The 10413-nt window shown below is 69.0% G+C and carries 7 protein-coding genes; 4 read left to right on the top strand and 3 right to left on the bottom strand.

Annotated features, from left to right (window positions below; genetic code table 11):
- Positions 1–24 precede the first annotated feature (24 nt).
- Entirely contained in the window at positions 25–276 is a 252-nt protein-coding gene (locus AB0I71_RS23560) for a hypothetical protein (RefSeq protein WP_357588009.1), read from the top strand.
- A 15-nt stretch (positions 277–291) separates the two neighbouring features.
- A complete protein-coding gene (locus AB0I71_RS23555) occupies positions 292–753 on the top strand; it encodes a DUF4262 domain-containing protein (protein WP_357588007.1) in 462 nt (153 codons plus the stop codon).
- Positions 754–920: 167 nt separating this feature from the next.
- Here the strand turns inward: AB0I71_RS23555 and AB0I71_RS23550 are convergent, their stop codons facing one another.
- Both AB0I71_RS23550 and AB0I71_RS23545 read right to left on the bottom strand, forming a co-directional pair.
- Entirely contained in the window at positions 921–2408 is a 1488-nt protein-coding gene (locus AB0I71_RS23550) for a hypothetical protein (protein ID WP_357588005.1), read from the bottom strand.
- Positions 2405–5455 (bottom strand): BTAD domain-containing putative transcriptional regulator, encoded by a 3051-nt coding sequence (locus tag AB0I71_RS23545; RefSeq protein WP_357588003.1) that lies wholly within the window; start codon positions 5453–5455, stop codon positions 2405–2407. The genes AB0I71_RS23550 and AB0I71_RS23545 overlap by 4 nt, the downstream gene beginning before the upstream one ends.
- Before the next feature lie 355 nt (positions 5456–5810).
- On the opposite strand from AB0I71_RS23545, the gene AB0I71_RS23540 reads away from it, so the two are divergent.
- Positions 5811–6605, top strand: coding sequence for a hypothetical protein (locus AB0I71_RS23540; RefSeq protein ID WP_357588001.1), 795 nt, complete (start codon positions 5811–5813; stop codon positions 6603–6605).
- 1212 nt (positions 6606–7817) lie between these two features.
- The gene (locus tag AB0I71_RS23535; protein ID WP_357587999.1) at positions 7818–7976 is read left to right on the top strand and encodes a hypothetical protein; all 159 of its coding nucleotides are present in this window, start codon (positions 7818–7820) and stop codon (positions 7974–7976) included.
- A 465-nt stretch (positions 7977–8441) separates the two neighbouring features.
- Here AB0I71_RS23535 and AB0I71_RS23530 read toward each other — a convergent pair whose 3' ends face one another.
- A complete protein-coding gene (locus AB0I71_RS23530) occupies positions 8442–10397 on the bottom strand; it encodes a bacterial transcriptional activator domain-containing protein (protein ID WP_357587997.1) in 1956 nt (651 codons plus the stop codon).
- Positions 10398–10413 lie beyond the last annotated feature (16 nt).

Below are 10413 nucleotides of genomic sequence, written 5' to 3'. Positions count from 1 at the left end.
GGGTCAGTAGGGCTGCCTGCTTGCATGGTGCAGAGAAGACCCGGCAACCCGATGCACCTCGAGCCCGGCCGGCTGCGGCAGATGGTGACCGCGGCGCGCGGCGACGCGGGCTACATCATCTGCCACTCGACCCTGCCGTACGCCGGCAGCCCGGTCCCGCCCGCGATCTGCCGCGGCTTCGCCGACCGCTACCGCACCTGGCAACTCCAGCTTATGGAACACCTCTGGGGCTTCGTCGACGTCGAGCCACCCGACCCGGCCCCCATCCCTGAATGACCAGGAGACACGACCGTGACTGACTTCGACGACGTCCTGCGACGCCAGGACCACATCATCGACCGCGTCGGCTGGGCCGTCACGCACGTCCTGCCCACCGACGACGACCCCGACACCACCGCCCCGTTCGCCTACACCGTCGGGCTCACCGCCCACGACCGCCCGGAGCTGATCGTCGCCGGGCTGCCGCCCGAGGTCGCCCACATCCTGCTCAACGACCTTGCCCGCCGGGTCTATGACACGGCCGAACGGTTCACCCACGGCCAGCGCCTCGGCGACCTCCTCGTCGGCTACGACGCGGTCATCATCGACGGGGCACCCGCCGATGACCTGCATCCCGGGCTGGCGATCGTCCGCTACGGCCGCGACCGGATCCGCCTGCGGCAGCTGGTGTGGCCCGACCAGTGGGGCCGGTTCCCCTGGGACAGCGGGTACGCCTACCCCACGCACGTCCAACCCCTGCTCGCCCACCTGTAACCGTTGCCCGGCACGGTTCACCGTCCACGCGCGCCTGTCCCGGCCGGCAACCCCGTGCTGCGAGTCCGCCGTCGGCATGGCGCACCACGCGCTCTCTCCGGACAGGGTTGATTGAGGAACAAGGGCCCTACGGTTGCCGGCCGTCTCGCCCACGTCGGCGGGTGTCGTCACTCGCTCTGGCCCGCGTGGTGTCCGGCCGCCGGCTGCCGTAGTGTCCGTTGCCGCGCGATTCCCGGCCGGCGGGGGTAGTCCGGTGGCAGGTAGCGGTAGACCGAACGCAGCGACCTGCCGATTCTCTCCGCAAGCAGTTCAGGGTCGAGGTTCGGTTCCCGGCGCAGCCAGTAGGCCACCGCCTCCGCCGTCGTCCTGGGCGCCTCCGCACACCCGCCGTCCCCATCGTCACCGGCAGTGCCCTGTCCGCCGTCGGCTTCGTCCACGTCGGTGATGTCGCCGGTCCTGCCCACCAGGTGCGGTGTGGCCGAGGACGATCCGGCGCGTACCGGAGCCGCGGCGTGGCTGCCGGCGCGCCGCTGCCGGTCGTCGCCGCGCCGATTGGCCTCGGGATCGTGGGTCGGCTCCGGCTCCTGCCGGCCAGCGTCAGGCGCGGCCGGCGCATGTGGACAGGCCGGCGGCGGGCTGGGTTCAGGCGTCCGCGACACCTCGGCGGAACGGGGGCGCCTGAACCAGCGACGTCGGTTGCCGGCCCGCGGAGCCGCCACGACGCGTTCCGGGGCGAGATCCGCAGCGAGCAGGGTGGTCAGCCCGTGGTAGTCGGCGGACGCGGCGAGGCGGGCGGCGATCTCGTCGAGGTCGTACACCCGCACCGCGATGTCAGCGGTGGACGGGTCCACGGCGGCGCGGATTTTGCGGTGCAGCACCTTCCCGATCGCGGTGTCGCGGCGGTGGCGGGCGGTCACCGCGCGGGCCGCTTTCAGGGATTCGTACAGGTCCAGTCCGTCGGCCTTGGCGATTGCCCGCGCCAGGCCGGTGATGACGGGGTGGCGGATCCAGTGGGCGAACACCTCGTACGCGGGCGGGGTGGGTGGCAGGTCCCCGGTGGCGCGGAGCCGGTCGCGGCGCTGGTTGCCGGCGTGCATCAGCCACACCAGGTAGCCGAGGGCGGACATGCCGGCGTAGAAGCCGCCGACGAGGTGGTCGTGGTGGGCGACCCAGTTGAAGGTCACGGCCCCGGCGGCGATGGCGGCGGACAGTAGGCGGGAGGCGATGGCCCGCTCGCCGAGGCGGCGTCGCACGTCGGCGTTGGCCATCACCACCACCCCGCCGAGTTCCAGCGCCGCGACAGCCGGGACCACGACGAGCACCGGAACGTCGAGGGCCTGGACGGCGCCGGTGACCTGCCCGGCGAGGGCGACCAGCAACACCAGCAGGTAGAAGGCCTGCCGCATGCGCGCGGTGTGTCGCACGGCCCTGGCCAGGTCGGCGTCGAGGGCGTCACGGCTCAACAGACCACCATCGTCACCCGCCGCGCGGCGGCCGGTTTCCGGCCCGGTACGGCTGCCGGCCGGGTGTGTCGTCGCCGGCCGCGCGCCGCTCCGGCCGTCCGCCGCCATGCGCTCGGCGCCGCTGCTGGGCGCGGTCCGGTCGGACGGCCCGCCGTGGGTGACGACGGCGGTCGGCGGGGTGGGCGGGGTCATCGGTGCCCTCCACGGTGGTCGGGTCGCGCGGCGAGGGGGCGTCGTGGGTTGGCGGTGAGCCGGTCGGCGAGGTCGATCGTGTCCCTGCTCGGCTCGGCGTCGAGCTCGGCCAACTGTCGGGCGAGGGCCTGGCGCAGGGCGTGGACCTGGTCGTGGTGTCCCAGTGCGGCGTGGGCGCGCATGGCCCGCTGGTATGCGGGCTCGGCGTAGGGGTCGTGGCGAATCGCGGCGTCGCAGACCGCCACGACCTCTGCCGGATCGGGGGTCGCGTCGGCGAGGGCGAGGTGGGCGTCAAGGGCCTGGCGGCGAATGCCCTCGCGGTGGGCCTCGATCCACTCGTAGTCGAAACCGTCGGCGAGAGCGCCGCGGTAGGCGGCGACCGCGGCGCGGAGCGCGACCAGTCGGGTCGTGGCGTCGGTGGCTCGGTCGGCGTCGCGGAGCGCGTCGCGCATCCGCCACAGGTCGACATCAAGCGCCTCACGGTTCAGGGCGTAGCGGCGGCCGGGATGGGTGAGATAGCTGCCCGGTTCGCCGGTGCGGGCGAGGGTCTTCCGCAGCGCGGACACGTAGGTGTGCAGGCGGTGCGGTGCCTTCGACCGTGGGGCGTCAGGAAGCAGGTCGTCGAGGATCGCGTCCAGGGTGGCGTCGCCGTCGTGGACCACGAGGTAGACGAGCAGTTCGAGGGACTTCGCGCGCAGCGGCACCGTGGTGTCCATGTCCACGATGCGCGCGCCGCCTAGCACCCGCACCGCGACGCCGCCCTGCGGCGGCGACAGGTCGCCGTCCGGTCCGTCCGTCGGGCGGCGAGGCGTGACCAGCGGGAGGGTGTCGGGGGCGAGGTCCGGGACATCTCCTGGAGCCGGCGGCGGCTCTTCGCCTGTGGACGTCGGGTTGTCGGAGTGGGCGTCCTGCTCGGTGTCTGTGACGGGGCTCTTTGTCGCGTCTGGCTGCGGATCATCGGTGTTCGGCGGTGTTCGGCGGTGTGCGGGGGTCGACGAGGGCTGGTCGCCGGTGTGGGCCTCGGCGAGGGTGGCTACCAGGTCGATCGTCTCCGCCGCGCTGAGCACGGCCAGACGGCCCACGTCGGCGGGATGGGTGCCGTGGCGGGTTTCCCCGCCCGGCCGGCTGGTGGTCCCATCGGTGTCGACGACGACGGTGCCGCCGTCGGGCCAGGAGCCGAGCACGATGCCGTGGATGTCCAGACGGTAGCCCTGGGCCAAGACGGCGGCGACCCTCGCGCGTTCGTGGCGGGCGCCCGCGTGGGCGATGAGCAGAATGGGCGGCTGCGGCTCCTCCTGCGGGGCGACGCCGCGCAGGTCGGCGAGAGTGTCGACCTCGTACTGGTACACCAGCCGACTACGGCGCAGAGTCCCCTGCTCAAGGAGATCCAGGGCCTCGTCCAGATTGCCGGTGACGGTGAGGCGAGGAGTCTCGGGCAGCCTGACGCCCGCGCCCAGCAGGGTGGCCACGGTCCCGGCGGGGATGATCACCCGGCCGCTGGCGTGGGCGTTATTTCCGCTACCGGCTGCCAGGGCGGCGGTCAGGAATCCGCGCCCGGCCGCGTCCGCGCCTGGCCCGGTCAACCCGAGACCGGCGGGAGGCCACACCTCACCCAGCAGCCGGTGCTGCCCCGGCAACACCGGAACCAGCGGCCCGGCATCGTGCGCCGGCTCGGAACTTTCGAGAAGCGCTTCTGCGACCAGGCTCTCGTTGATGGGCGGCAGCTCGCCGTCCGGAGCCGCCTCCTCGACGAGGTCCGCGTCGACGATGCCGCTGTTGTCGGACGTTGCCCGGCGCAGGGCCCGCCGCACGCGGGTGACAACCGCGGGCATCGGTCGAAGGTCAGGGTCACCGGACCGGCTGTGCGGGCCGGGTGGGCGCGGCTGGTAGCGCCGCCGGCGTCGGGCCCAGACCAGGCTGACGGCGGCCACGATCGCGGCGGCGAGACCGACATTCAGCCAACTCCCCGTCCCCCACGTGATCCCTTGGGGACGGCCTGACTCAGCCGACGGGCTTTCCGCCGGCGGTGACGCGTGGGTGGCCTGGCCGTTCGGCGTGTCGCCTGCGGCGGCCGGTGCGGACGTCACCGCCCCCGCGGGGTCGCCGGTCGGGCTCGACGTCGTGTCGCTGCCCTCGCCGGTCGCCGGCACGCCGGTCGACTCGGCCGGCACGGGCGGTTCCGGCGTGCGTGGTGTGTCGGGCTCAGACGGAACCGTGGGGTCCGGGTCGGCCGCGCGGGGTGGGACCGCGTCCGCTGGCAGGTCCAGAACCCAACCGGGGTAGATCAGGTCCGGGTCGGTGAACCTGCCTCCCACCGCGTCGAAGCGGGTACCGCGGTTAAGCGCCCAGATCTCAGGCCACCGGTTCGGATCACCGAGCCATTTCTCGGCGATCGCAGACAGGGTGTCCCCGTCACGCACCACGCAGGTATGAATCAGTTTGCCCGGCGCCCTGTCCGTCGACCGCGCCACCGACGGCAGTCCGTCGCTCGTGCGCGAGAGGCTGGTAGAGGCATCCGTGCCGTAGCGAGCAAGACCCGGGCCGCCGCCGCTGTCACCGGACGCATGGCCGTTCGGCGGTAATGCCCCATCCGCGCCGACGCGGTCCGCCGTAGGCAGGTCAGCGGCCGGCCTCTGTGCGCCGGTGTCCTCCCCCAGTGCCAGGTCGGGTGAGGTGTCGGTCGTGGACGTGGCATGGGCGGTGGCGGGCAGGGCGGCGGAGGTGACGGCAGTGGCGCCGAGCAATGCCGCCGCCAGGCCCTGCACCGGCCCCGGCATCCGCAGCGCGATGCGCCACCGCACCCGCGTCACCAGAAACCGGTACACGCGGTGAGCGACGGCGCTGGCGAAAACAGCCCACAGCCCCCACGCGCAGGCCTGCAACAACGCGGTCAAGAACCCGGTGGTCAGAGGTTGTTGCAGCCAGGCGCGCAGCTGAGCCTCGGACGGCACCGTGAGCACCGGCCAGCTCGCCAGGTACAGCAGCACGAACGGGACCGCCGTGAGCATGACCACGGCGACGCCCGCCGTCCAGACCGGTGACCTCACACTGCCCTCCCCTGCATCACCTCATTCGCGGCGACCGATGTGGTCGCGACACCGAACGTAAGAGGAAGACGGGCACTTGACGCCGGTCCGGGTGCTAACACCACCTCACACCACCTCACACGACCTCACAACAGCAGTTCAGACCGGGTGTGCCGTCTCGGTCGTCGCTTCGGCCATGCCACCCAAGGCCGTCATCGGGCGCCCGTCCGAGGACGCATCAGGTATGCCAGGGCGCGCAGAGCTTGGGGTGCCTCAATCCTGAAGGGTCAGGAAATCTCCGTGCCAGGGTGCGCCAGACCCGGCAACGGTGGCGGACGGGATGCGTTCTGTTGTTGGGAGGACCGACAATGTGGCTATGTCCAAGCGCAACGACATCGTCCTGTGGCTTGTTTTGGCATTGGGTCTGGTAACGACCGGGCTAGGCGTCGCGTATGGTGTCGCAACTGCAGGGTCTGGCACGGCGGACCAGTCCGTGTCAAATGGTGTTATTGCCGCAGTTGTGGGCGCATTGGGTGCTGGGATTGTCGGTGCCGCGATGAGCACCGGGATCTCGCGCCTTGCCGATCGAGACGGTCGAGACGACCTTGGCGCTATGCTGAGACGCACCTTGGACGCCCGGTTCGTGTCGCCTGAGGACGCACTCGCGCAGTTGCGGGCCACGTGGCATCACTACCACGTCACCACCCTGAACGACCGCTTGGTTTGGCGGCACATGCGTTGGAGATTCGACCGACCTCAAAGCATCGGTTCAATCACAGCCACGATCAGCGTGCCGGACGGCCTGGGTCGCAATCTCGCATACACCGTTGAGGCGGGCGTCCGCGGTGGTCATGCCGTTATGCTCATCACCGCCGACACCAGCGGGTCCAGCGCACAGGCCACCGAGATCTTCCCGGACTTTGCCACTCACGGCTATCGGGCGGTGCATGCTGGCGTTGGCGTCTTCGAGATGTGGGACGGCAGGCTGACCATTGGCCGAGTGATTCTAAGCCGCGACCCAGTTATCCGCGACATGGGAGACACCATACCGGAGAAGGACGCGTCGACACTCGATGTGCTCTGGGAACAGCACTTCGGTGGTCGTCAAGCGGTGTTGCTGCAGGCAGAAACTGCCACCCCGGGTGCTTCCGTTGAACCACAGACTCCGTGACGAGTGCGTGCCATCCATCAATCTACATCTCCCAGGATTTGGCTATTTCTGTCGGCTTCGAGATGAATACGCATTGCGATCAAGAGTGAAATACTCTCGAGGCGCGATCGGAGACCCTAGCATCATGCTGCAGTGCGCGTTTGCGTCAAAAGGAGTACAAACGTCGGGCGATCAAGTGGATTATCTCCGGCAAGGTGCCGCCCGCGTACGTTGTAGCCGTCTGCAGCGACTACCCGCGACTACGGCCCCCAGGGACCGACCTTCTAACCGACGGCTCCTGGCGCTGCGGCAGGAAGAGATCAGGCCCCTTTGGTAAGCAGACCCAGAAAGGGGCCGTGGTGAGGAATGTCGTCGGCATGGGAAGAGCTCTATGAAGCCACAGAATCCCCATTCGGATCAGACTCTGATCGCGACATATCGGACTCCATCTCGGACGCAGAGGGCTCGTTGCCATGATGGGCATGGGAGAGAAGAAAGGACTCCAGCGGGTCAGCACCGATTATCGTTCTGGGTATCCGTCGCTCCAGCTCTTCTAGCTCCAACTCTCTTCGACTAATCAGCTGCCCGACGGCGACAGGGAGCCCTCGCAGATCGACCGTCACCTGGACCCCTTCCGCCACATCTATTGGATCATAATATGGATCGACAAGGACCCATGTTTCTTGAACTTGTGTTACTTGATCTCGTAGATTCCAGTAACGAACCACGCCTTGGCGTTCTGAGATGGAACCAACATACTCCATTACTCGGCCATCACCCCTAAGGCTCTCGGAGGTGTTCCTCACTAGGAGCGAATTTCTGACAAAAGAGTACCGAACTTCGAGCTGATCGTGACCGATTTGGCCAATTCCGGTCGTACTTCGCCAGTAGGAATGCCAGCGACCTAAGTATCGACGCTTTCCTGGCGACCTGTGGAACTGGTAGTAGAAGTAGATTTGGCGTATGAGAACTGGCGTTACACCAAGAAGGAGGCCTGCCACGACCTCGGGCCAGTTGATGTCCAAAAGTATCACTCCTAACACTCACTGGCGCACGAAGTTAATCTATCAGCCGCGTCAATCGGCCACCATCGACGAACCGATGGCTATCCGCTCATCGGCACAACCGAGCGCTTCGCCCTACCCCGATGCTTGTCACGCAACGCGACGCCCGGTCGGCGGCAGATCTGGATACTCGGCGACGATGTTGAGGGTCCAAGGGCAGCATGGATTCATGTCCGAGCTCATGCCCCAAACCGGGCTGATCGAACAGCCCGGCAAGTGCCTGCTACCAACAGGCGACGGTGTCGTCACGCAGCTGCGAGTCGACTTCACCTTCACGGTCATGATCGAGTCGTGGATAGACAACCGCACCGAGGCTCAGATCTGCTAGGTCCGCCCGGTGCCGAGCGCCGTTATGACCCTCGGCGTCGGCAGCTCTGGCGCCGTTGCTCTAGCTGATCAGGCGAAGGTCACGGCTGCGGAGCTTCGCAACGACGCTTATTTGACGGTGGCTTTCGCCGATGACACGGTCTTCGCCGTCGCGCCGGTCCATCAGTACAAGGCGTTCACCGTCACTGGCACGCCGCCGCCAGTTTCACGGGGATTCCGCTTCGGGGCCGTACCGGGCCGCAGCGTCCCCCACTGGTTATGGGGAAACCGACGGCAGGGCGCACACGATCCACGGCAGCGGCAGATCAGGATGGCCGCCTCTGCGCTGCCCTTATTGTTCCCCTTGCGAGAGGGCCAGGTGCGGGCGAGTGTGGCCAGCACTAGCGAGCGGGGCGATCGGTCCGATGCGATTCTAGGCCAGTCATCGCCTGCGCTCGGAGCTGAAACGCCGACAGGTGGAACTGGGTCACGTACGGCCGTTCATGTGCGTGTTCTCGTGAGTGAGGCATGCGGTGGCGAGGCGCCGTGTGTACCGGTCGGTCAGGCTGGTGGCGGCGGCGTGTTCGCCGAGGTCGTTAAGGATGCGAGCGGCGCGTTGGTGCAGGTCGGCGTTGTACGGATCGATCCGGATGCCACCCTGCAGGTAGGCCAAGGCCTCCTTAGAGTCGGGTTCGGTGGCGGCGAGGGCGGCGTAGGCGTCGAGCACGTGCCGGCGTGCAGTCTCGCGGTATGGAATGAGCCAAGGCCAGGGCTGCCCGGCGGCAAGGTCGCCGGTGTAGGCGTCGATCACGGCTCGCCAAGCAGTGGCGGGGTCGAGAAGGGTCGAGGCTGCGTGGTCGACGGCAGCGATTAGGTGCCACAGGTCGACGTCGACGTGTTCGGAATGAAGGCGGTAGCGGTCGCCGGTACGGTCGATCATGTCGATACCGGTGGTAGCTCGTACGGCGGTGCGCATTTCGCTGAGGGTGGTGTAGAGGCGTCCGGTGAGCCGGTGGCCGGGTAATCCGGGCCAGAGGGCTTCGGCCATGAGATGGCTGTCGACCCCGTCGGGGTGCACGGCGAGGAAGACCAGCGCCTGCTGGGCCGCGGTGCGCCGCACCGCCATTGCTGTGCCGTCAATAAGCAGCGTCGGTTCACCCAGGACCCGCACCAGCACCCGCTTGCCGGAGCGGGTGGTGTCGTGGTGTGGGGTCGTCTGGCGCGGTGCCTGGGCGCGCGGCAGTGGGTGTGTGGGTGTGTCGGGCGCCGGCGGGTGGAGGTGACCGGTGACGGTGAGCAGGTCCGCGGTGGCGACGGGGTCGAGCACACATACCCGTAGCCCGGTGTTCTCCTTGGACGCGTGGGTGTGGCCGTCAGCCTCGACATGCCACGTCGGCGCTTGCGGCCAGGCGCCCAGCACCGCCACGGTCATCACGCCGGTGGTGAGGATGTTCGCGAGGCTAACCGGGGGCGGCTCGTCGAGAATCAGCACCGGCGGCCGACCGTCATCGGCCGGGCCTGATAGGACTGACGCCGTGTCAGGTGCGGCCAGTAGAGCTGCGGCGTGCGCAGGATTGTCAGCGATTCGCAACCCCGTCCCGGGTCGCAGGCGCGGGGCCGCTGGCCCGAGCAGCATGTCCACCGCGCGGCGGGTAATCACCAGTACCACCGTGGTCTGTCGCGCCGTGGCGAGGAGCGCGGTGATCAGCAGTCCGCGCGCGGCGTTCAGCGCTCCCGGCCCGACCAGCCCGACCCCGGTGGGTGGGAATCCGAACAGTGGTAGCGCAGACGCCGCCGGGGCGGGTGACGGTGGTGAGGGGCGGCTGACGGTAGCGCTCTGGACAGCCACGACGGTGGCCGGGAGCGCCGCCAGGTCCTCCGCGTTCTCGGCGTAGCGGCGTGGGCGGCTGGGGCGGTAGGCGCGTCGGCGGCGTAGCCATATCAGTCCCGCCGCGGCGGTCACTTGGTCGGCGATGTCGTGGGGCAGCCAACCGCCGCGCACGGTGATCCCATCGGCGGTGTCGGCCTGTTTAGCGTTGTCGTGCTCGGTGTTGGTGGTGGTGCTGGTCGTCGTCCCCTGGTGGTCGTCCACGGGTGTAGTGGGGGTGGTGATGGTGAGGGCGGCGGCGCCGGCGATGCCGGTGGCGGTGGCCTGCCAGGGGGTGGGCAGTGGTAGGTGGCGTAGCCATCGCACGCCGGCCCACAGCCGGGTGGCGGTGGTGGCGGTGACGAGGTAGGCGATGAATGCCCACAGCGCCCAGGCCGCGACCATCAGCATCAGGGTCAGGTTCTGTTCGGTCAGTGGGTCGTGGACCCACTGCCACAGCGCCACCCGTGGGGTGTCGGTCGTCGGCCAGCCCACCAGCCGCACGAGCAGGATCGGCGGGCCGACCAGCAGGACGGTGGTCAGCAGCATTGCCGCGGCCCGCTGCGGCCACCGCATCACCCACCCCCCGCTG

This window comes from Micromonospora sp. NPDC049891, assembly GCF_040660295.1.
Lineage (GTDB): Bacteria > Actinomycetota > Actinomycetes > Mycobacteriales > Micromonosporaceae > Micromonospora.
The sequence above is the reverse complement of the archived record's forward strand: the minus strand, read 5'-3'. Positions and strand labels throughout refer to the sequence as shown.